The sequence below is a fragment of the Vibrio sp. YT-19(2023) genome, assembly GCF_033337395.1.
Genome location: NZ_JAWOQN010000557.1, coordinates 1 through 674 on the forward strand (window position 1 = coordinate 1; position 674 = coordinate 674).

Annotated in this window: 1 protein-coding gene and 1 pseudogene; both read left to right on the top strand. The window is 48.2% G+C overall.

Annotation, left to right across the window (positions count from 1 at the left end; genetic code table 11):
• A pseudogene (locus R7E78_RS27105) lies at window positions 1–247 on the top strand (polynucleotide adenylyltransferase PcnB); the annotation flags it as partial.
• Window positions 244–674: 2-amino-4-hydroxy-6-hydroxymethyldihydropteridine diphosphokinase (gene folK, locus R7E78_RS27110; protein ID WP_318058744.1), on the top strand; the 431-nt coding region annotated here is incomplete at its 3' end. The pseudogene R7E78_RS27105 and the gene folK, both read left to right, overlap by 4 nt.

The following is a 674-nucleotide window of genomic DNA, read 5'->3' on the forward strand; positions in this document are numbered from 1 at the left end:
CAATGGCAAACGTGCGTTCCGCCTAATGGAACTCAACAAATTTAGAGCTGGCTTTGATTTTCTTGAAATGCGCGGTGAAATTGAGGGTGGCGACACTCTGAAGCTTGCTAAGTGGTGGGAAACTTTCCAAAATGCAGGCCGAGAAATGCGCCAAGCGATGGCCGCAGACCTAGATGGTCAAGCACCAAAATCGGGCCAACGTCGCCGCAAAACCTTTCGCAAGAAAAAGAGTAAGCCGAAATCATGATCACAGCGTACATTGCGGTAGGCAGTAACTTGGCTGATCCTGTCAGCCAAGCTCAGCAAGCGATTGAGGCTCTAAAAACGTTACCAAACTCTGAGTTTGTACAAGCGTCTTCGCTATACAGCAGCACGCCTATGGGGCCACAAAATCAGCCGGATTACATCAATGCGGTTGTGGCGATCAAAACAAATTTGACGCCTCTTGAGCTACTTGATTGCACTCAAGCAATTGAGCAAGAGCAAGGGCGTGTCCGAAAAGACGAACGTTGGGGACCAAGAACCTTGGATCTTGATATCGTTCTTTACGGCAATGAGGTGATTAATTCCGAAAGACTTATTGTTCCTCATTACGGAATGCGAGAGCGCGAATTCGTACTCTACCCTCTTGCGGAAATTGCACCAAGTTTACAACTCCCTGATGGGACCGAGGT